16 protein-coding genes and 1 riboswitch are annotated in these 20,246 nt (G+C 62.1%); of the genes, 13 read left to right on the forward strand and 3 right to left on the reverse strand.

Annotation, left to right across the window (positions count from 1 at the left end; all coding sequences use genetic code 11):
* Positions 1 to 42: 42 nt before the first annotated feature.
* Positions 43 to 933 carry a LysR family transcriptional regulator gene (locus PSH66_RS02620; protein ID WP_003171318.1) on the forward strand — a complete coding sequence of 297 codons (891 nt, stop codon included), beginning with the start codon at positions 43 to 45 and terminating at the stop codon, positions 931 to 933.
* A 23-nt stretch (positions 934 to 956) separates the two neighbouring features.
* Positions 957 to 2,234, forward strand: coding sequence for a lipid IV(A) 3-deoxy-D-manno-octulosonic acid transferase (waaA, locus tag PSH66_RS02625; protein WP_305428319.1), 1,278 nt, complete (start codon positions 957 to 959; stop codon positions 2,232 to 2,234).
* 14 nt (positions 2,235 to 2,248) lie between these two features.
* Here waaA and PSH66_RS02630 read toward each other — a convergent pair whose 3' ends face one another.
* Positions 2,249 to 3,688: a TolC family outer membrane protein gene (locus tag PSH66_RS02630; RefSeq protein WP_078731301.1), complete on the reverse strand. Its 1,440-nt coding sequence runs from the start codon at positions 3,686 to 3,688 to the stop codon at positions 2,249 to 2,251.
* A 196-nt stretch (positions 3,689 to 3,884) separates the two neighbouring features.
* Positions 3,885 to 3,990, forward strand: a riboswitch (TPP riboswitch).
* A gap of 149 nt (positions 3,991 to 4,139) precedes the next feature.
* Between PSH66_RS02630 and thiC the strand changes: the two genes are divergently transcribed.
* Together thiC and cytX are read left to right on the forward strand one after the other, a co-directional pair.
* Complete coding sequence (thiC, locus tag PSH66_RS02635) at positions 4,140 to 6,029, forward strand: phosphomethylpyrimidine synthase ThiC (protein ID WP_141063036.1); 1,890 nt, start codon at positions 4,140 to 4,142, stop codon at positions 6,027 to 6,029.
* 160 nt (positions 6,030 to 6,189) lie between these two features.
* The gene (cytX, locus tag PSH66_RS02640) at positions 6,190 to 7,479 is read left to right on the forward strand and encodes a putative hydroxymethylpyrimidine transporter CytX (RefSeq protein WP_305428320.1); all 1,290 of its coding nucleotides are present in this window, start codon (positions 6,190 to 6,192) and stop codon (positions 7,477 to 7,479) included.
* Here the strand turns inward: cytX and PSH66_RS02645 are convergent.
* Positions 7,448 to 8,185, reverse strand: a complete 738-nt coding sequence (locus PSH66_RS02645; protein WP_078823049.1) for an RsiV family protein — start codon at positions 8,183 to 8,185, stop codon at positions 7,448 to 7,450. The two genes, cytX and PSH66_RS02645, sit on opposite strands and share 32 nt — an antisense overlap.
* Positions 8,186 to 8,377: 192 nt before the next feature.
* Between PSH66_RS02645 and PSH66_RS02650 the strand changes: the two genes are divergently transcribed.
* From PSH66_RS02650 to PSH66_RS02685, 8 genes are all read left to right on the forward strand, one after another.
* Positions 8,378 to 8,995 carry an NUDIX domain-containing protein gene (locus PSH66_RS02650; protein ID WP_003171322.1) on the forward strand — a complete coding sequence of 206 codons (618 nt, stop codon included), beginning with the start codon at positions 8,378 to 8,380 and terminating at the stop codon, positions 8,993 to 8,995.
* Positions 8,986 to 9,435, forward strand: a complete 450-nt coding sequence (locus PSH66_RS02655) for a DUF1249 domain-containing protein (protein WP_003171323.1) — start codon at positions 8,986 to 8,988, stop codon at positions 9,433 to 9,435. The genes PSH66_RS02650 and PSH66_RS02655 overlap by 10 nt, the downstream gene beginning before the upstream one ends.
* A gap of 97 nt (positions 9,436 to 9,532) precedes the next feature.
* Positions 9,533 to 10,348, forward strand: coding sequence for a 3',5'-cyclic-AMP phosphodiesterase (gene cpdA, locus PSH66_RS02660; RefSeq protein ID WP_003171324.1), 816 nt, complete (start codon positions 9,533 to 9,535; stop codon positions 10,346 to 10,348).
* 97 nt (positions 10,349 to 10,445) lie between these two features.
* On the forward strand, positions 10,446 to 11,054 hold the full coding sequence (locus tag PSH66_RS02665; RefSeq protein WP_003171325.1) for a YqiA/YcfP family alpha/beta fold hydrolase: 609 nt from the start codon (positions 10,446 to 10,448) through the stop codon (positions 11,052 to 11,054).
* A 54-nt stretch (positions 11,055 to 11,108) separates the two neighbouring features.
* Positions 11,109 to 13,013: a DNA topoisomerase IV subunit B gene (gene parE / locus PSH66_RS02670; RefSeq protein WP_003171326.1), complete on the forward strand. Its 1,905-nt coding sequence runs from the start codon at positions 11,109 to 11,111 to the stop codon at positions 13,011 to 13,013.
* Positions 13,013 to 14,008, forward strand: coding sequence for an esterase-like activity of phytase family protein (locus tag PSH66_RS02675; RefSeq protein WP_003171327.1), 996 nt, complete (start codon positions 13,013 to 13,015; stop codon positions 14,006 to 14,008). Before parE ends, PSH66_RS02675 begins: the two co-directional genes overlap by 1 nt.
* A gap of 73 nt (positions 14,009 to 14,081) precedes the next feature.
* Positions 14,082 to 16,346 carry a DNA topoisomerase IV subunit A gene (parC, locus tag PSH66_RS02680; protein WP_003171328.1) on the forward strand — a complete coding sequence of 755 codons (2,265 nt, stop codon included), beginning with the start codon at positions 14,082 to 14,084 and terminating at the stop codon, positions 16,344 to 16,346.
* Positions 16,347 to 16,522: 176 nt separating this feature from the next.
* The gene (locus tag PSH66_RS02685; protein ID WP_042944087.1) at positions 16,523 to 17,230 is read left to right on the forward strand and encodes a membrane integrity-associated transporter subunit PqiC; all 708 of its coding nucleotides are present in this window, start codon (positions 16,523 to 16,525) and stop codon (positions 17,228 to 17,230) included.
* A gap of 145 nt (positions 17,231 to 17,375) precedes the next feature.
* Here PSH66_RS02685 and PSH66_RS02690 read toward each other — a convergent pair whose 3' ends face one another.
* A complete protein-coding gene (locus PSH66_RS02690; protein ID WP_003171330.1) occupies positions 17,376 to 18,872 on the reverse strand; it encodes an AhpA/YtjB family protein in 1,497 nt (498 codons plus the stop codon).
* A gap of 133 nt (positions 18,873 to 19,005) precedes the next feature.
* Here PSH66_RS02690 and serB point away from each other — a divergent pair, with 133 nt between their 5' ends.
* A complete protein-coding gene (gene serB / locus PSH66_RS02695; RefSeq protein ID WP_003171331.1) occupies positions 19,006 to 20,220 on the forward strand; it encodes a phosphoserine phosphatase SerB in 1,215 nt (404 codons plus the stop codon).
* The last annotated feature ends 26 nt before the right edge of the window (positions 20,221 to 20,246 follow it).

Raw genomic sequence — 20,246 nt, forward strand, 5'->3', positions numbered from 1 at the left:
CGGTAAAGTCATTACCTATCCGAATTGAAGATAGGTTGTGGCATGAGCGTACAGTGGAACCTGGAGCAGATGCGGCTGTTTGTGAGTGTTGCCGAGCAGCGCTCGTTTTCGGCGGTGGCGCGCGGGCAGCACAAGGCCCAATCGGCGGTGAGCAATGGGATTGCCTTGCTGGAGGCCGACTTGGGCGTGAGCCTGTTTGACCGTAGCAGCGGCCGTCAGCCCCGCCTTACCGAAGCCGGAGCCGTGCTGCTCGAAGAGGCCAGAGAAGTGTTGCGCCAATGCGAGCGCCTCAACGGCCGGGCGCTGTCGTTGATGCGCGGCGAAGAAGCCTGCCTGCGCCTGGCCCAGGACGAGGCGATGCTGTACCAGCCGGTACTCGACAGCCTGGATGCCCTGGCCGGGAAATTTCCGAACCTGGAGGTGCAGCTTTCCAGCGCCGCACAGGGCGATGTCGCCCGCAAGCTGGTGGAGCGCAAGGCTGACCTGGGCATGTTGTTCTATCACGACCAGATCCCGGAAGCGCTGGAGCGCAGGGTGGTGGGCAGTGTCGAGATGGTCACCGTGTGCGGGCGCAACCACCCCTTGGCGGCGCGAAATACCGTGGATTGCCAGCGCCTGGCGCAGTTTCGGCAGTTGCTGATGTCGACCCAGACCAGCGTTTACCCCGGTAGCGAAGCCGCCAGCCCACAGGTGTGGCGTGCCGACAGCTTCTATGTACTGGCCGAATGGTTGATGCGCGGCCTGGGCTGGGCCTGGTTGCCTCGGCATGTGGTGCAGTACCCCGCCTATCAAGACCACATGGTCGAACTCGACAGCGAATGGACGCCGCCGGCGCTGGTGGTCGAGTTGGTGTGGCGCCGCGACGAGCCCCTCGGCCCCGCCGCACAATTTCTCGCCCAACGTTTTGCCGAGTGCCTGCGGGCCATTGACTGAAAAAGCCGATAAACTCCGCCGCCATGAATAGAACTCTCTACAGCTGTCTGTTTTACCTGGCGCTGCCGTTGGTGGCTTTACGTCTATGGCTGCGTGCGCGCAAGGCACCGGCTTATGCCAAGCGTGTCGGTGAGCGGTTTTCCTACGGCTTGCCGGCCATGCAGCCTGGCGGGATCTGGGTGCATGCCGTGTCAGTGGGCGAAAGCATTGCCGCAGCGCCCATGATCCGTGGGCTACTGGAACGGTATCCACAGCTTCCAGTAACCGTCACCTGCATGACGCCCACCGGTTCGGAGCGTATCCAGGCGTTGTTCGCCAATGAGCCGCGTATCCAGCACTGCTATTTACCCTATGACTTGCCTTGCGCCGCCAAGCGTTTTCTCGACCACGTGCAGCCCAGGCTTGCAGTGATCATGGAGACCGAGCTGTGGCCCAACCATATCCACGCCTGTGCCCGGCGCAACATTCCGGTGGCGCTGGCCAATGCGCGGCTGTCGGCGCGTTCGGCCAAGGGGTATGGGCGGTTTGCCAGGCTGACGGCGCCGATGCTGGCGCAAATGAGTTTGTTCGCCGTGCAGACGCAGACCGAGGCCGAGCGTTTCCTGAGCCTGGGCGCCCGGCCGGAAACGGTGGAGGTGACGGGCTCGATCAAGTTCGACCTGACCATCGACCCGCAACTACTGGAGCGGGCCGCCGCCTTGCGCGAGCAGTGGGGCGCCAGCGAGCGTCCGGTGTGGATCGCCGCGAGTACGCACGAAGGTGAAGATGAGGTGGTGTTGGCGGCGCATCGTCAGCTGCTCGCCAACTATCCCAATGCGTTGCTGATTCTGGTGCCGCGTCACCAAGAGCGCTTCGGGCCGATGTTCGAGTTGTGCGAGCAGCAGGGTTTTGCCACGGTGCGCCGTTCCACGGGTGAGCCTGTGAACGCGGGCACCTCAGTGTTGCTTGGCGATACCATGGGCGAACTGCTGTTTCTGTACGCCCTGGCAGACAGCGCCTTCGTCGGCGGCAGCCTGGTCGCAACCGGCGGGCATAACCCATTGGAGCCGGCGGCACTGGCCAAGCCGGTGATCATGGGGCCGCATGTATTCAACTTCCTCGAAATCACCGCAATGCTGCGTGACGCCGGGGCGTTGCGCGAAGTGGATGACGCCGACGGGCTGGCCGAAGCCGTGCGGCAGCTGTTCGAGCTGCCGCAGGACGCCCGCAGGATGGCGCAGGCGGGGCTTAAGGTGATGCAGGCGAACCAGGGCGCGCTGAAGCGGTTGTTGGATGGGCTGGGCAGACTGCTAAGTCGCTGACTGTGGGAGGGTGTTCAGTAGCCTGGGCGAGCCTTGAGCTGTTCGGCCGCGGCTTTGGCCAGGTCCGGTGGCAGGAAGTCCTTGTCCGGGTTGTAGTCGGCCTTGAGGTAGCGTGCCAGATCCTGCAGGTCCCCCGGATTCAACGTACCCGCCGCCTGCTTCAAGCGCAGGTTATCGAGGATGTAGTCGTAGCGGCTGTTGTTGTAGTTGCGCACCGACGCGTACAGCTGGCGCTGGGAGTCGAGCACGTCGACGATGTTGCGCGTGCCCACCTGGTAACCGATTTCCGTGGCTTCCACCGCGCTCTGGTTGGAGATGATCGACTGCCGGCGCGCCTGCACCTGCTCCACATCGGTGTTCACCGCGCGGTGCAGGTTGCGGGTGTTTTCCACCACCTGGCGGCGCAGGCCTTCGCGTTGCTGCTCGGTCTGGCCCAGGCGCGAGTAGGATTCACGCACCTGCGAACTGGTCAGCCCGCCGCTGTAGATCGGGATGCTCAGGCGCAAGCCGATGGTGCGTTGTTCCACATCGCCACGATACGGCGTGCCGAAGGCATTCGGGTTGCTGAAGCCGAGGGCATCGTTATCGCCTTTTTCATACTGCGCCACCGCGTCCAGGGTCGGCGCATGCCCGGCCTTGCGCTGCTTGAGGGTTTCTTCGGCGGCGGTCACGGCGTAGTTGCTGGCGAGCAGGTTCAGGTTCTGGCGGCCGGCGGTTTCAACCCAGGCCTTGGCGTCGTTCGGCAGCGGTGGCAATACCGGCAGCGTATGGACAATGCCCTGAATCGAATTGTATTGCCGGTTGGTCAGGGTGATCAGCGCTTCGAAGGCGTCTTCCACCTGACGCTGCGCAAGGATGCGGTTGGCCCGTGCGGTGTCGTAGCTGGCCTGGGATTGCAGCACGTCGGTCTTGTCCGACAGGCCCACGTCGAAGCGTTCGTTGGATTGGTCCAATTGACGCTTGAAGGCATTTTCTTCGGCCTTGGTAGAGGCCAGGTTGTCCTGGGCGCGCAGCACGGCGAAGTAATTTTCGGCGCTTTGCAGGATCAGGTTCTGTTCGGTGGCCGACAGTTGCAGCGCGGCCTGTTCGTTGACGGCTTCGGCGGCTTGCAGCTGGAACCAGCGGTCGGCGCGAAACAGCGGCTGGCTCAGGGTGGCGCGCCAGGAGTGCGCATCGCGGTTGGCGGTGGCCGCGGGTGTGTCGATCTGGGTACGCACATTGTTGATATCGGCCCCCCCCGATAGATTCGGCAGCAAGCCGGCCCGGGCCTGGGGCACTACTTCCTTTTGCGCGCCGTACTGGGCGCGCGCGGCGGCCAGGTCGGCGTTGTTGTCGACGGCCTCCTGGTAGACGCTGACCAGATCGGTTCTGGCGGACAAGGGCGCTTCAGCTGCCCAGACCATTCCGTTGGTCGCACAAGACACGGCAACAGCCAGTGAGAGTTTGCGCAGCATGAGGCGATCCCTAGTATGAATATTACGATGATAATTTAGCGCTCAAGGCTACGGCTGGCCAATCCTGGCGTCAAGCATTGAGGCAGCACACGAGTGTAGTGGTGAGATCCCGGCGCAACAATCCTGTAATCACGCCATTCATCACGCTGAACGCACCGCCGTTGGCAATTTGCCCCCACCCTGGTCTAGACTGGCCGGGTTCTTGTCGGGGTGCCTTGTTGGAAGGCTGAGATCGGTAAATACCGGATCCCGTTGAACCTGATCAGGTTAGCGCCTGCGTAGGGAACAAGATTTCTCGTCACCCGGCGAGTCCTCTTGTGCTTCGTCCGGGATGCTGTTCGACAATCGAACAGTCCTCTTGTATTGAGCACAGCACTGCTTCCAGTGCGTCCGTCCGTCTCAGGTTCGCTCCGACAACAATCCACCGCCTGGATAAGTTGGAGAGCCCGTGATGAGCACAAAACCAAAAAACACCGTGCATTTGAGTGAGTCGGCCAAGGTCGACGCAGGCTCTGTGCAACCCTTTACCCGCTCGCAAAAAATCTACGTACAGGGCACTCGCCCGGATATCCGCGTGCCGATGCGCGAAATCAGCCTGGATGTGACGCCTACCGATTTTGGCGGTGAGATCAACGCGCCAGTGGTGGTGTATGACACCTCCGGCCCCTACACCGACCCCAACGTGATCATTGACGTGCGCAAAGGCCTGGCCGATGTGCGCTCACCCTGGATCGAAGTGCGTGGCGACACCGAGCGCCTGCCTGGCCTCACTTCGCACTTCGGCCAACAGCGCCTGAGCGATGCCGAACTGACCGCCTTGCGTTTCGCCCACGTGAAAAACCCGCGCCGCGCCAAGGCCGGTGCCAACGTCACCCAGATGCATTACGCGCGCAAAGGCATCATCACCGCCGAGATGGAATACGTCGCCATCCGCGAAAACATGAAGCTTGAAGAAGCCCGCGCCAGCGGCCTGCTCGACCAGCAACACGCTGGCTACAGCTTCGGCGCCAGCGTGCCGAAAATCATCACCCCCGAATTCGTACGCGAAGAAATCGCCCGCGGCCGCGCGATCATCCCGGCCAACATCAACCACACCGAACTGGAACCGATGATCATCGGCCGTAACTTCCTGGTGAAGATCAACGGCAACATCGGCAACAGCGCCCTGGGTTCGTCCATCGAAGAAGAAGTGGCGAAACTCACCTGGGGCATTCGCTGGGGCTCGGACACGGTGATGGACCTGTCCACCGGCAAGCACATCCACGAAACCCGCGAGTGGATCATCCGCAACTCGCCGGTGCCGATCGGTACCGTGCCGATCTACCAGGCCCTGGAAAAGGTTGGCGGTGCCGCCGAAGACCTGACCTGGGAGCTGTTCCGCGACACCCTGATCGAACAGGCCGAGCAGGGCGTCGACTACTTCACCATCCACGCCGGGGTCCTGCTGCGCTACGTGCCGCTGACGGCCAAGCGCGTCACCGGTATTGTTTCTCGTGGCGGTTCGATCATGGCCAAGTGGTGCCTGGCGCACCATAAAGAGAATTTCACCTACACGCATTTCGACGAAATCTGCGAAATCATGAAGGCCTATGACGTCAGCTTCTCCCTCGGCGACGGCCTGCGCCCCGGTTCGATTGCCGACGCCAACGACGCCGCGCAATTCGGCGAGCTGGAAACTCTCGGCGAGCTGACCAAGACCGCCTGGAAGCACGACGTGCAAACCATGATCGAAGGCCCCGGCCACGTGCCGATGCAACTGATCAAGGAGAACATGGACAAGCAACTGGAGTGCTGCGACGAGGCGCCGTTCTACACCCTCGGCCCGCTGACCACCGACATCGCGCCGGGCTACGACCACATCACCTCCGGTATCGGTGCGGCGATGATCGGCTGGTTCGGCTGCGCCATGCTCTGCTACGTCACGCCCAAGGAACACCTGGGCCTGCCGAACAAGGATGACGTAAAGACCGGCATCATCACCTACAAGATCGCCGCCCATGCCGCCGACCTTGCCAAAGGCCACCCAGGCGCGCAGATCCGCGACAACGCCTTGAGCAAGGCGCGCTTCGAGTTCCGCTGGGAAGACCAGTTCAACCTCGGCCTGGACCCGGACACCGCGCGTTCCTATCACGATGAAACCCTGCCGAAGGATTCGGCCAAGGTCGCGCACTTCTGCTCCATGTGCGGGCCGAAGTTCTGCTCGATGAAAATCACCCAGGAAGTGCGCGAGTACGCGGCCAACCAGCGCATTGATGCGGTGGATGTGGACGTGGCCAAGGGCTTGGCGGAGCAGGCGCAGCGGTTCAAGCAGGAAGGTAGTCAGCTGTACAAGAAGGTCTGATCCAGAGACAGGCGGTGCCTGTACCGCCGTCATCGGGGGCAAGTCGAATCGTCGCACCGCCCCTCCCACATTTTGAATTGCGAACACATTCAAGTGTGGGAGGGGCCTTGCCCCCGATTGCTATCTCCCAAACAACAAATGTTCCTCAGAGACAACACCCTTGAACATTCAACCCAGCACCTACTCCCCCGACATCGCGGTGCCTGCTGACAAACGCGTCTTCGGCGCCCGCGACCTGTTCTCCCTGTGGTTTTCCCTCGGCATCGGCCTGATGGTCCTGCAAACCGGCGCTTTGCTCGCGCCGGGCCTGGGCCTGTCCGGCGCCTTGCTGGCGATTTTCCTCGGCACGCTGGTGGGCGTGCTGTTGCTGGCCGCCGTCGGCGTGATCGGCAGTGACACCGGCCTGTCCGCCATGGCCGCGCTCAAGCTCAGCCTCGGCGCAAAGGGTGCCAGCCTGCCGGCGCTGCTGAACCTGCTGCAACTGATCGGCTGGGGCTCGTTTGAAATCATCGTCATGCGCGATGCCGCCAGCCTCCTGGGCGCGCGGGCGTTCAGCGATGCCAGCCTGATGGCCAGCCCGTTGGTGTGGACGCTGTTTTTCGGTGGCTTGGCGACGTTGTTGGCGGTCAGTGGCCCACTGACCTTCGTGCGCCAGATTTTGCGCAAATGGGGCATCTGGCTGCTGCTCGGCGCGTGCCTGTGGTTGACCTGGAACCTGTTCGCCAAGGCTGACCTGGCCGCGCTCTGGGCCCAGGCCGGTGACGGTTCGATGCCGTTTGCGGTGGGCTTTGATATTGCCATCGCCATGCCGCTGTCGTGGTTGCCGTTGATCGCCGACTACTCACGTTTCGGCAAACGCGCCAAAAGCGTGTTCGGCGGCACCGCGCTGGGGTTCTTTATCGGTAATTTCTGGCTGATGAGCCTGGGCGTGGCCTATACCCTGGCGTTTGCGCCGAGCGGTGAGGTGAATGCGCTGTTGCTGGCGCTGGCCGGCGCGGGCCTGGGGATTCCGCTGTTGCTGATCCTGCTGGATGAGTCGGAGAACGCGTTTGCCGATATCCACTCGGCGGCGGTGTCCAGCGGGATTCTATTGCGCTTGAAGGTCGAGCACCTGGCATTGGCAATTGGCGTGATCTGCACCTTGATCGCCTGTTTTGCCCCGTTGGCGCAGTACCAGAACTTCCTGCTGTTGATCGGTTCGGTGTTCGCGCCGCTGTTCGGCGTGGTGCTGATGGATCATTTCGTCCTGCGCCGCCGTGGCCAGGGCGTGCTCACCGGCCTGCGTTGGCCGGCGCTGCTGGCCTGGTTGGGAGGCATCGCCACCTATCATCTGCTGGCCAACCTCTACCCGGATGTTGGCGCAACCCTGCCGGCGCTGGTGCTGGCAGGGCTGTTGCAGTTCATCCTGGGTCGGGCCTTCAGCGGCGTGCGGGCACCAGCTCAGGCCTGAGGATGCCGTCGAGGCGCGAGTAGGGGATCTGCAACTCGACATGGCCCAGGGCGTACGGCGCGATGGTGGTGGTGGGGTACTTGAGGATCACGCCACCGTAGGTCAGCGCCACGTTCGGGGTTTTCTGGAAGGGGTATTTTTTGACGAATTCCGCTTCCAGGCTCAGGCGGGTGCTGATCAGCCAGCTGTTATGCGCCACCTGGGCGGCTTTCCAGAACGCGTCTTCCTTGCCCGGCAGCAGCATGTCGGTGAGTGACAGGGCCTTTTGCTGCTGGCGCGAATAGTTGATGAACGCGCGGCCCGGCTCGCCATGGGTGGCGCCCTGGTCCAGATAGCTGGACAACTCGATGATCACCAAGCCGTCATGCTGCTCACGTACTTTGGCCTGCAAGTACATGCTGTTGTTCGGCGCGGCGGTTTTCAGGAATTGCTCGCGATACGTCTCCAGGCTGGTCGGCAGCGGGTTGGCGCCGGTCATTTCCAGCAGGCGCTGTTCGATCAGCGCGTCCAGCTTGGGTTCCTTGGCAAAGTGCACGGTGTCGATATTTACCAGCGCGCAATCGGCGCTGGCACAACCCGGCCGAGTTTGTTCGGTGGTGTCACGGGTGGCCTCCAGCGGGGTGCGCCAGCTGGGTTGGAACAGGCTTTGACAGGCGCCGAGGGTTAGGGCGATGCAGGTCACGGAGGCGATTTTTAACAGCGACATGGAAGTCCTTCGTCTATCGATAAGAGCGAAATTGTGCAGCTTCGACTACCGGCAAGGCAGTCAGTTCGCCACTAAGCTCATTAGAGTGAATTTGACGCCCGCCGTCTATCCCGGCAACCGGAAAGGGGCTGCGCCAAGGGGCAGGAGCGCGTTAGGATGGCGCGAATTGCCCAGGCATAACGAGGAAGGGATATGACGGACTTTGCAAAGTCGACGCCGAGCACGATTGAAATCGTTCAGCGCGAAAATGCCTACAAGGGCTTCTACAAGCTTGATCGCGTGCAACTGCGTCACGAGAAATTCGACGGTGGCATGAGCCGGGTGATCAACCGTGAAGTCTTCGTCCGTCATGACGCCGTGTGCGTGCTGCCCTACGACCCGCAGCGTGATGAAGTGGTGTTGATCGAGCAGTTCCGCATAGGCGCCATGGGCCGTACCGATAATCCGTGGCTGGTGGAAATGGTCGCCGGCCTGATCGACAAGGACGAAGAACCGGAGGAGGTTGCACACCGCGAAGCCGAGGAGGAAGCTGGGCTGACCTTCTCCGCGCTGTGGCCGATCACCAAGTATTTCCCGTCGCCCGGCGGCAGTACCGAATTCGTGCATTTGTTCCTGGGTCGTTGCGACAGCTCGGGGGCAGGTGGCGTCCATGGGTTGGAAGAAGAGGCTGAAGACATCCGCGTGACGGTCTGGGCATTCGAAGACGCCCTGCAAGCTGTGCGCGACGGCAGGATTTCCAACGCAGCCAGCATTATCGCCCTGCAATGGCTTGCGCTTAATCGCGCGGAAGTGAGGGGGTTATGGCAGTAAAGGCACGGGAACGTTATCGAGTCGACCTGATCGGGCTGCAAGCGGCCTGCGAGGCCAACTATGCGCGGCTGATGCGCCTGCTGCCCGACATGCGCCACGCGCCCGAGGCGCGGCGCATCGGAGTGACCCACGGCGATCAGATGCTCGGCGTGCTGGCCCTGGAAGTCATCGTCAATTGCCCGTACACCACCACCTTGCGCGTGCGCCAGGAGCACAGCCTGCCGTGGCTGCCGGTGCCGCAACTGGAAGTGCAGGTGTATCACGACGCGCGCATGGCCGAGGTGATCAGCGCCGAACATGCGCGGCGCTTTCGCAGCATCTATCCTTACCCGAATGTGTTCATGCACCAGCCCGATGAGAAAGCACAGCTCAATGTGTTCCTCGGTGAATGGTTGAGCCACTGCCTGGCCTTGGGCCATGAGTTTGAAGTCGTGCGCTAGATGTGAACTGCGTTTGCTTCTCTGGGTTTCCTCTTTGTGTCCTGCCCCAGCATAATCACGCCACACCTCCATTTTGTGATTGCCTTGGGAGAACGCCTTGCCGAGCGTATCCGTCGTGAACCCCGATGCACCGGTATTGCTGGTGCAACTGTCCGACAGCCATTTGTTTGCCGAGGCCGACGCTGTGCTGTTGGGCATGAATACCCGTGAGAGCCTGCGACGGGCGGTCGAGTTGGTGCGCGAGCAGCAGCCGCAGATCGACCTGGTGCTGGCTACGGGCGATTTGTCCCAAGACGGTACGCTGGCTTCCTATCAGCGGTTTCGCGAGATGACCGCGCTGCTCGACGCCCCGGTACGCTGGATTCCCGGCAATCACGATGAGCCGCAGATCATGGCGCAGGCCGCCGTGCACAGCGACCTGCTGGAGCCGGTGGTGGATGTGGGCAACTGGCGCATTACCCTGCTCGACTCCGCTGTGCCGGGCTCGGTGCCGGGCTACCTGCAGGATTCACAGTTGCAATTGCTGGCCCAGGCGTTGAGCGAAGCGCCTGCTCGCCATCATCTGGTGTGTTTTCACCATCATCCGGTGTCCATCGGCTGCGCATGGATGGAACCCATCGGCCTACGCAATCCGGATGCTTTGTTTGCCGTACTCGACCGTTTTCCCCAGGTGAGGGCAGTGCTCTGGGGCCATGTGCACCAGGAAATCGACCGCGAACGCAACGGCGTGCGCCTGCTGGCGTCGCCATCGACCTGCATCCAGTTCGCGCCGGGCAGTGAAGACTTCAAGGTCAGCGAGCAGGCGCCGGGGTATCGCTGGTTGCGTTTGCATGCCGACGGGCGGTTGGAGACGGGCGTGGAGCGGGTCCAAGGCTTCGCCTTCACCGTGGATTACGGCAGCAACGGCTATTAATGTGGGAGGGGCTTGCCCCCGATGGCGTTGTATCAGTCACACAGGGCTCCGATCCCTGTAAACTGCGCCCTTTTGGCGCAAGCACGGAGAGCCCGGCATGTCCGCTTCGATCCTGTACATCCATGGTTTCAACAGCGCGCCGGCGTCCAACAAGGCCAGCCAGTTGATCCGCGTGATGGACGCCCTCGGCCTGGCCGACCAACTGCGTGTGCCGGCCCTGCATCACCATCCCCGTCAGGCGATTCCTCAGTTGGAAGACGCGATTGCGCAACTGGGCCGGCCACTGCTGGTCGGCAGCTCGCTCGGCGGCTACTATGCAACCCATCTTGCCGAACGCCATGGCCTCAAGGCGCTGCTGGTCAACCCGGCGGTGAGCCCCCATCGGATGTTCGACGGTTACCTGGGCACCCAGAAGAACCTCTACACCGATGAAAGCTGGGAGCTGACGCATGATCATGTGACGGCGCTGGCCGAGCTGGAAGTGCCGGCCCCCCAGGATGCCGCGCGTTATCAGGTGTGGTTGCAGACCGGGGATGAAACCCTGGATTATCGCCTCGCCCAGCAGTATTACCGGGCCTGTGCCTTGCGTATCCAGGCCGGTGGCGACCATGGTTACCAGGGGTTCGCCCAGCAATTGCCGGCGCTTCTGAGCTTTGCCGGCATTGGCGCGGATCAGTACCAATCCTTCGATTTTTCGGCACTGTAATTGCCTTGAAAATCGCAGGTCACTTTTTAATCGAACGACTCACGACGAGACCCCATGGCCACTCCCAGCGCTAGCTCTTATAACGCCGACGCCATCGAAGTCCTCTCGGGCCTCGACCCGGTGCGTAAACGCCCCGGCATGTACACCGACACCAGTCGGCCGAACCACCTCGCCCAGGAAGTCATCGACAACAGCGTCGACGAAGCCTTGGCCGGGCACGCCAAGTCGGTGCATGTCATTCTTCACGCTGACCACTCCCTGGAAGTGTCCGACGACGGTCGCGGCATGCCGGTGGACATTCACCCGGAAGAGGGTGTGTCGGGCGTCGAGCTGATCCTCACCAAGCTGCACGCCGGCGGCAAGTTCTCCAACAAGAACTACCAGTTCTCCGGCGGTTTGCACGGCGTGGGTATTTCGGTGGTCAACGCCCTGTCCACCCTGGTGCGAGTCAAGGTCAAGCGCGACGGCAACGAGTACGAGATGACCTTCGCCGATGGCTACAAAGCCACCGACCTGCAGGTGATCGGCACCGTTGGCAAGCGCAACACCGGCACCAGCGTGTACTTCGCACCGGACCCGAAATACTTCGATTCGCCGAAATTCTCCATCAGCCGCCTCAAGCACGTGCTCAAGGCCAAGGCCGTGTTGTGCCCGGGCCTGCTGGTCACCTTTGAAGACAAAGGCACTGGCGAAAAGGTCGAGTGGCATTACGAAGACGGCCTGCGCTCTTACCTGGAAGATTCGGTCAGTGACTTCGAACGCCTGCCCAACGAACCGTTCTGCGGCAGCCTGGCCGGTAATAAAGAAGCCGTCGACTGGGCGCTGCTGTGGTTGCCCGAGGGCGGCGACAGCGTGCAGGAAAGCTACGTCAACCTGATCCCCACGGCCCAGGGCGGTACCCACGTCAACGGTTTGCGCCAGGGGCTGCTGGATGCCATGCGCGAATTCTGCGAATACCGCAGCCTGTTGCCGCGTGGCGTGAAGCTGGCGCCGGAAGACGTGTGGGAGCGCATTGCGTTCGTGCTGTCGATGAAGATGCAGGAGCCGCAGTTCTCCGGCCAGACCAAGGAGCGCCTGTCGTCCCGCGAGGCCGCCGCGTTTGTGTCCGGTGTGGTCAAGGACGCCTTCAGCCTGTGGCTTAACGAGCACCCGGAACTGGGCCTGGCCCTGGCGGAGCTGGCGATCAACAACGCCGGCCGTCGTCTCAAGGCCAGCAAAAAGGTCGAGCGCAAACGCATCACCCAGGGCCCGGCACTGCCCGGCAAGCTGGCTGACTGCGCCGGACAGGATCCGATGCGTTCCGAACTGTTCCTGGTGGAGGGTGACTCTGCCGGTGGTTCCGCCAAGCAAGCGCGGGACAAGGAATTCCAGGCGATCCTGCCGTTGCGCGGCAAGATCCTCAACACCTGGGAAGTCGATGGCAGCGAAGTGCTGGCCAGCCAGGAAGTGCACAATATCGCCGTGGCCATCGGCGTCGACCCTGGCGCGGCGGACATGACGCAACTGCGCTACGGCAAGATCTGCATCCTCGCCGACGCCGACTCCGACGGCCTGCACATCGCGACTTTGCTGTGCGCGCTGTTCGTGCAGCACTTCCGTCCGCTGGTGGATGCCGGTCACGTCTACGTCGCCATGCCGCCGCTGTACCGCATCGACCTGGGCAAGGAGATTTTCTACGCCCTGGACGAAGCCGAGCGCGATGGCATCCTCGACCGCCTGGTGGCCGAGAAGAAACGCGGCAAGCCGCAAGTCACGCGATTCAAGGGCCTGGGCGAGATGAACCCACCGCAGCTGCGTGAAACCACCATGGACCCGAACACTCGGCGCCTGGTGCAGCTGACACTGGAGGACTTTGCCGCCACTTCGGAAATGATGGACATGCTGCTGGCGAAGAAACGCGCGCCTGACCGCAAGTCCTGGCTGGAGTCCAAAGGCAACCTGGCCGAGGTGCTGGGTTGATGCGCAGCGGTTTCGCCCTGGCGATACTGTTGTTCTGCGCCTTGGAGACCGCCCCGGTTGTCGCCGAGCCCAAGACCGAGCTCAGCTTGATCGCCGAGCACCCGGTGGAGGGCATGCGTGGCGGTAACCTGTCGGGCCTGGCCTTGTGCGGTGATGAGTTGTGGGCGGTTTCTGATCGTGATGACGATCAGATTTACCTTCTGGATACCCGTACAGCAACCTGGCAGGCCCAGGCACTGAACATCGATGTGCCGCCGGTGCCGGAGTCCGGGCTGCCCTGGGGCTTGCGCTCGCGCACCAAGGCTGCCTCGTTCGTTCGAGGCGGGGACCTGGATTTTGAAGGCATCACCTGTGATGCCGTGGGTAACCGCTACATCGTCAGCGAAGCCCATGCGGCGGTGCTGCAGGTACCGATGGCCGGCGCGCCGCAGTGGCTGAAAATCGCCCCGGGCATGGTGCGTGAAGCCCGCGCCAGTGGCCTGTTATTGCACTTCAACGCGTTGTTCGAAGGCGTGGCGATCAACCCTGAGGGTAACCAGATCTGGCTGGCGGCCGAACGTGAGCGGCGCGGGCTCGTCTCGATCAAGCGCCCGCAAAGCCTGTGGGATTGCGACGGTCCATGCGTGTTGCTGAGCGAGGCAGGGATTGAAATGCAGCCTGGCCAGATGCCCAAGGCCAAGGCCATCTCCAGGAATTTCTCCGATGTAGCGCTGTTCAAGGGCAAGTTGTTCACCCTTGAGAGCAGCCAGTACCAACTGTGTCGCCGCGATGCCGTGACCGCTGCGGTGGAGCGGTGCTGGTCGTTTGCCGCCGACATGCTCGCACCCCAACGCCAATATGATCAGCCCTACGGCCTGGCCGAGGCGCTGGTCATTGATGACGGCGGTGCCTGGATCGGCCTGGACAACAACTTCGGCCCACGCGCCGATGGTGAAAAACGTCCAATGGTCTACCGTTTTGCCGCCCCGGCCGGTGGCTGGGGCGCCCAGCCATGAGCCATCCCTTTTTTGACACGACCCGGCACAGCGGCATTTGCGCTGCGCCTGACCAAACATTGATGAGGCCCGCATGAGTGACATCCTCGCAGACAGCTTAGATGGCGTAGAGCGCCGGTCGCTGGCTGACTTCACCGAAAATGCCTACCTCAACTACTCCATGTACGTGATCATGGACCGTGCCCTGCCGCATATCGGCGACGGCCTCAAACCCGTGCAACGGCGCATCATCTACGCCATGAGTGAGTTGGGCCTGGACGCCGATTCCAAGCACAAGAAGTCGGCGCGTACCGTCGGTGACGTGCTGGGTAAATTCCACCCCCACGGCGACTCGGCGTGCTACGAAGCCATGGTGCTGATGGCCCAGCCGTTCAGCTACCGCTACACGCTGGTGGATGGCCAGGGCAACTGGGGTGCGCCGGATGATCCGAAGTCCTTCGCCGCCATGCGCTATACCGAGGCGCGCCTGTCGCGTTATTCGGAAGTTCTGCTGAGCGAGTTGGGACAGGGCACCGCCGACTGGGGCCCGAACTTCGACGGCACGCTCGACGAACCCCTGGTGTTGCCTGCACGTTTGCCGAATATCCTGCTCAATGGCACCACCGGCATCGCTGTCGGCATGGCGACTGACGTGCCACCGCACAACTTGCGCGAAGTCGCCACGGCCTGCGTGCGCCTGCTCGATGAGCCAAAGGCCACCGTCGAACAGCTGTGCGAGCATATCCAGGGCCCGGACTATCCGACCGAAGCGGAAATCATCACGCCGCGCGCCGACCTGCTGAAAATGTACGAGACCGGCAAGGGCTCGGTGCGCATGCGCGCCGTGTACCACGTCGAGGATGGCGACATTATCGTTACCGCACTGCCGCACCAGGTGTCCGGTGCCAAGGTGCTGGAGCAGATCGCCGCGTTGATGCAGGCCAAACCGTCGAAACTGCCGCAGGTCGCCGACCTGCGTGACGAGTCCGACCACGAAAACCCCTGCCGTATCGTGATCATCCCGACCAACAGCCGGGTCGACCACGAAGTGCTGATGCAGCACCTGTTTGCCAGCACGGATCTTGAGTCCAGCTACCGAGTCAACATCAACATCATCGGGCTCGACGGCAAGCCGCAGTTGAAGAACTTGCGCAACCTGCTGGTGGAATGGCTGGCGTTCCGGGTGCAGACCGTTCGTCGCCGCCTGCAATTCCGTTTGGACAAGGTCGAGCGCCGCCTGCACCTGTTGGACGGTTTGCTGATCGCCTACCTCAACCTGGATGAAGTGATTCACATCATCCGCACCGCCGAGCACCCGAAAGCCGAACTGATCGCGCGTTTCGAGCTGAGCGAGATCCAGGCTGACTACATCCTCGACACCCGTCTGCGTCAGTTGGCGCGGCTGGAAGAAATGAAACTGCGCGACGAACAGGACGCGCTGCTCAAGGAACAAGCCAAGCTGCAAGCCCTGCTGGGCAGCGAGGCCAAGCTGAAAAAGCTGGTGCGCAGCGAGCTGATCAAAGATGCCGAAACCTACGGTGATGATCGCCGTTCGCCTATCGTTCAGCGTGCAGAGGCGAAAGCGCTGACGGAAACCGAGCTGCTACCGAACGAGAAAATTACCGTCGTTCTGTCGGAAAAGGGTTGGGTTCGCTCCGCCAAAGGGCATGATATTGACGCCACCGGCCTTTCCTATAAGGCCGGCGATGGCTTCAAGACCGCAGCGGCCGGGCGTTCCAACCAGTTTGCGGTGTTTATCGATTCAACTGGACGCAGCTATTCGGTGCCGGCGCATACGCTGCCGTCTGCACGAGGGCAGGGCGAACCCCTGACCGGGCGGCTCACGCCGCCGCCGGGGGCGAATTTTGAATGTGTGTTACTGCCCGACGATGATTCGCTGTACGTGATCGCGTCTGACGCGGGCTACGGCTTTGTGGTCAAGGGTGAAGACCTGCAGGCCAAGAACAAGGCGGGCAAGGCGTTGTTGAGCCTGCCGAACAACGCCAAGGTGATCCTGCCACGGCCGGTGGACGACCGTGAGAGCAATTGGCTGGCGTCGGTGACCACCGAAGGGCGGCTGCTGGTGTTCAAGATCAGTGACTTGCCGCAACTGGGCAAAGGCAAGGGCAACAAGATTATTGGTATCCCTGGTGAGCGCGTGGCCAGTCGCGAAGAGTACGTGACCGACATTGCGGTGATCCCGGAAGGCGCGACCCTGGTGCTCCAGGCCGGCAAGCGCACGCTGTCATTGCGCCCGGATGACCTTGAACACTACAAGGGCGAGCGTGGCCGGCGCGGTAACAAACTGCCTCGGGGCTTCCAGCGGGTGGATGCCTTGTTGGTGGAAACGCCGGTTTAAGGCGTACTAGAGGGCTCGATCTACGATTTAACCCGTAGATCGACGCTTTGGCGCTGGAGTCATGGCGCATATTCACGGATGATATGGCCTTTCCAGCGCCGGCGTGGCCGAGCGTATTTAGGTTATTTTTAGTATTACATTGTGGTTCGCCTTGTGGCAGCCACCTGGATGGGATGATGACTGCTCCACGCCTTCCTTTTATTTTCATGCTCGCTGGCCTACTGGGGCTGGCGGGTTGCAGCACGCACCAACCGGTGTCGCTGTACCAGCTGGACAGCGGAAGTCCGGCACAGCCAGAACAAGCTGCCGGCATGGCCGTCCTGCTGGGACCGGTGGTCGTCGCGGACTACCTGCAACGCGAAACCCTGCTGCAGCGTCAGAGTGACGGCAGCCTGCAAGGTTCAACCGATGGCCGTTGGGCGGGCAGTTTGTCGTCCGATATCAACCAGTTGGTCTTGCGCCAGGTCGCTGGCCATCTCGATAGCCAGCGCGTCGTCCTCGCGCCCGCACCGACTGGTTTCAGCCCGGATGTGCAGGTGCTGTTGACCATCACCCGGCTCGATTCCGGCAAGTCGCAACCGGCGATCCTCGACGCGCAGTGGCGCCTGATCGACCGTCGCGGCCAGGTGCGTGATAACCGCATCGTGCACCTGCAGGAAGAGCATGCCGGGACTACCGCGTCCCAGGTCCAGGCCCAGGGCGTGCTGTTGCAGCATCTGGCGCAACAGTTGTCGGTGGCCCTCAAGCCACTGGCCAACCAGCCGCCGATTGCCGAGGCGCCGCGCAAGCAAGCCCCGGCGCAGGCCAAGCCGGCCGCACCGCAAAGGCCAAAAATGCCAATGGCTGCACCGATTCGTACGGATATGGAAGTGTTCAGGTTCTGACCTGAAACGCAGACAAAAAAAGGCCCGCTGACTCAGCGGGCCTTTTGTTTGTGTACGATTTACTTAAGGCTTGTGGAATCCAAAGGTGGGAGGTGCGGTGCGACGATTCGACTTGCTCCCTCCCACATTGGTCCTTCATTGCGCTTCAGGGCTTGCGGGTCTCATGCATCCGCGCCAACTGCCGCTCCAGCATCGACGGATACGGTTCCATCAAACGCTCCACACAGCTGGCGCCTTCAGGGCTGGCAATCGGGCGGATGCGCGCGCGTTGGCGGATCAGCGTGTCTTCGCTGATCTTGCGCTCTACCAGTAGCAGATTGCGGCTGTGCTGGGACAGGGCCAGGGCGTCCTGGGCGATCTCGGTGAGCAGCAGGTCTATCTGGCTCATGCCAAACAGGTCATCGCCCACGGTCAGCCCAAGCTGCAATTGCAAGGTGATGCCGCTGTCGGCCACTTCAATCTGCAGGGCATGGCCCAGGGCGCGCAGCAGTTCGCCACAGCAGATGGCGTTGGTCAGGTAGTCCTCACCGCTGTCTTCACTGTGGAACAGCATCAGCGTGCTGCCATCGTTGAGGGTATGCAGTTCGCTCTGGTACAGCGAGGCGGCCTGGTCGAGGCAATCGCGGTAGCGCTCGAGCAATTCGGTCAGGCGGGCGCGGGGCAGGCGCCGCAGTTGGTCCTGGGCCCCCAGTTGCACAGCCAGTACGGCACTGTACTGGGGTTCGGTGCTCTTGACCGGCAGCGGTTTGGGGGCGACAGCCGGCGCGCTGGCCGAGGTGTCGCGCAGGTCGGCGAACGGGTCTTCATCGTCCGGCTCGTCCTCTTCGGCCTTGAACGCCTTGCGCGTAGCGGGCTTCAAGCCGGCCACCGGAGCGTCCTCTACCTCAAACGCTTCGTCGTAGTCGCCGTCATCGAACTCGGGCTCGGGTTCTACCTCAGGCACCACCGGCTCCGGAGCGAAACTGGCATGGAGCTGGCGGGCGAGGTCGCCGATTTCATCCTGGCGATCGGTGGCCGGGGTGTGTTCGTCGATATCCCGCAGCCAGATGCGCAGCTGCATCAATGGCGTGGAGATATGCCGGCCCAGGCGCAGGCTCAAGGCCAGGGCCAATGCCAGCAGGATCGCGCTGAGGATGCCCATGCTCTGCAGGCTGATGGTCATCGGCTGCTGGAACTGCTGCATGTCGAGGCTGATGCGCAGTTGACCGGCTTTAACATCCTGGAAGGTAATGTTGCTCTGATACAACCCTTCGGCTTCACCCAGCAGGCCATTCTTCGGGCGCTGCCCGGCTTCGGCCATGATGCGGTTGTCCACGCTGTAGATGGCGGCGTGGGCCACCAGCGGGTTCTTGGTCAGGTTATTGAGCAGCACGTTGAGGCTGAGGATGTCATTGGACACCAGCAACTCAGTCGCCGAGGTGGCAGTCTGGGTGGTCAGGCTCTCGCCCAGGGCGTCGGCTTGCTCATGCATGGCCTGCTTGAACTGCAAACCCATCACACAGGCGTAGATCACCAGGGCCAGGGCGACCAGGATCACGTTATGGCTGGCGATGCGTAATGCGATCGGTACACGGCGGTGGCGCAGTGCCCGGAAGATCAGCAGGAAGAAGTTATCGGTTTTTACTGGCGTGGGCCGGTTCACTTGAGCTCGGCTCTTGGTCCGTGAAGTTGACGCGCAGTATAGCGACAGGCCTAACACCGGCAAAGCGCTGGCTGTGCCCGATGGTCACTGAAAGTGGGTAGAATGCGGTTTTTTTCCAGCCTGGGGGTGCGCCTTGCGCGAAATTGTCCTGATTAACATCACCGGGGAGGACCGCCCGGGTCTTACCGCCGCCATTACCGGTGTCCTGGCCCAGGGTGGTGTGAACATTCTCGACATCGGCCAGGCCGTGATCCACGACACGCTATCGTTCGGCATCCTGGTGGAAATTCCCAGCACCGAGCAGGCCTCGTCCGTGCTCAAGGACATTCTGTTTACCGCGTACAAACTCGATCAGCAGGTGCGTTTCACCCCGGTGTCCGAACAGGATTATCGGCATTGGGTGGCCGGTCAGGGCAAGAAACGCCACATCGTCACCCTGCTGACGCGCAAGGTCACGGCTGAACAGCTGCAGCGCGTCAGCTCGATCACCGCGCACTACGGTTTGAATATCGACCATATCGACCGTCTGTCGGGCCGCATGCCGCTGGACACACCGGCTGATCAAGGCAAGGGCTGCATCGAGTTCTCCGTGCGCGGTGAACCGGCCGATCCGCAAGCCCTGCGCGCCGAGTTTCTCAGCGTGGCCCAGGAGCTGAACGTCGATATCGCCTTCCAGGAAGACTCGCTGTTCCGCCGTAACCGTCGCCTGGCGGTGTTCGACATGGATTCCACGCTGATCGAAGCCGAAGTCATCGACGAACTGGCCAAGGCCGCCGGGGTGGGCGAGCAGGTGTCGGCGATCACCGAACGCGCCATGGCCGGCGAGCTGGATTTTCGCGCCAGCTTCAAGGAGCGCCTGGCGTTGCTCAAGGGCCTGGATGTGAGCGTGCTGGATTCCATCGGTGCATCCCTGCGCCTGACCGAAGGCGCCGAAACCCTGTTCGCCGAACTCAAGCGCCTGGGCTACAAGACCGCGATCCTGTCCGGTGGCTTCACCTACTTCGCCAAGCAATTGCAGGCCAAGCTGGGTATCGACTATGTGTTCGCCAACGAACTCGAAGTGGTGGACGGCAAAGTGACTGGCGTAGCGGTGGAGCCGATTGTCGACGCCCAGCGCAAGGCGGACCTGCTGAAGGAATTGGCTCACAAGGAAGGCTTGCGTCTGGAGCAGACCATTGCGGTCGGCGACGGAGCGAATGACTTGCCGATGCTGGCGATTGCCGGGTTGGGCGTGGCGTTTCGCGCCAAGCCACTGGTCAAGCAATCGGCGAAGCAGGCGATTTCAACCCTGGGGCTGGATGGCGTGCTTTACCTGCTGGGCTTTCGCGACCGCGACGGTCAGTTGTAACTGAAGAAATGCAGTAAAAAAATGTG

The organism is Pseudomonas sp. FP597, from assembly GCF_030687435.1.
In the GTDB taxonomy this organism is placed as follows: Bacteria; Pseudomonadota; Gammaproteobacteria; order Pseudomonadales; family Pseudomonadaceae; genus Aquipseudomonas; species Aquipseudomonas lactucae.

Coding starts and splice junctions, on each gene's coding strand:
- PSH66_RS02655 (WP_003171323.1), top strand. CDS start 8,986: ATGGCAGTAAAGGCACGGGAACGTTATCGAGTCGACCTGATCGGGCTG.
- PSH66_RS02650 (WP_003171322.1), top strand. CDS start 8,378: ATGACGGACTTTGCAAAGTCGACGCCGAGCACGATTGAAATCGTTCAG.
- parC (WP_003171328.1), top strand. CDS start 14,082: ATGAGTGACATCCTCGCAGACAGCTTAGATGGCGTAGAGCGCCGGTCG.
- waaA (WP_305428319.1), top strand. CDS start 957: ATGAATAGAACTCTCTACAGCTGTCTGTTTTACCTGGCGCTGCCGTTG.
- PSH66_RS02630 (WP_078731301.1), bottom strand. CDS start 3,688: ATGCTGCGCAAACTCTCACTGGCTGTTGCCGTGTCTTGTGCGACCAAC.
- PSH66_RS02645 (WP_078823049.1), bottom strand. CDS start 8,185: ATGTCGCTGTTAAAAATCGCCTCCGTGACCTGCATCGCCCTAACCCTC.
- thiC (WP_141063036.1), top strand. CDS start 4,140: ATGAGCACAAAACCAAAAAACACCGTGCATTTGAGTGAGTCGGCCAAG.
- parE (WP_003171326.1), top strand. CDS start 11,109: ATGGCCACTCCCAGCGCTAGCTCTTATAACGCCGACGCCATCGAAGTC.
- PSH66_RS02685 (WP_042944087.1), top strand. CDS start 16,523: ATGACTGCTCCACGCCTTCCTTTTATTTTCATGCTCGCTGGCCTACTG.
- PSH66_RS02620 (WP_003171318.1), top strand. CDS start 43: ATGAGCGTACAGTGGAACCTGGAGCAGATGCGGCTGTTTGTGAGTGTT.
- PSH66_RS02675 (WP_003171327.1), top strand. CDS start 13,013: ATGCGCAGCGGTTTCGCCCTGGCGATACTGTTGTTCTGCGCCTTGGAG.
- PSH66_RS02665 (WP_003171325.1), top strand. CDS start 10,446: ATGTCCGCTTCGATCCTGTACATCCATGGTTTCAACAGCGCGCCGGCG.